Genomic DNA, 293 nt, shown 5'->3' on the forward strand with positions numbered 1-293 from the left:
CGCGTCATGTACCCGAAGTTCGTCGAGTACGTGCGCGAGGTGAAGCCCCAGGCCATCGTGTGCACCCATATCACGGCGGCCAACGTGGCCGTCAGCGCCCGCATGCTCACCGGCTTGGGCTTCCCCATCATCTGCGTGCCCACCGACTACGAAGCCGAGGGACTGTGGCCCCATTTGCACACCGACCTGTTCTGCGTAGCCTACGAGCACAGGGCCGAGACCCTGCGACCGCGCCGCGTCCCCGAGGACCGCATCCTCATTACCGGCATTCCCGCCAGCCCCGCCTTCAGCCG

The 293-nt window shown here is 66.9% G+C and carries 1 protein-coding gene; it reads left to right on the forward strand.

From position 1 onward, the window contains the following. Positions 1–293, forward strand: a 293-nt coding sequence (locus tag PZH32_RS13455; RefSeq protein WP_428994059.1) for an MGDG synthase family glycosyltransferase, incomplete at both ends; no start/stop codon positions are given.

This window comes from Adlercreutzia equolifaciens, assembly GCF_029076695.1.
GTDB classification, from domain to species: Bacteria; Actinomycetota; Coriobacteriia; order Coriobacteriales; family Eggerthellaceae; genus Adlercreutzia; species Adlercreutzia equolifaciens_A.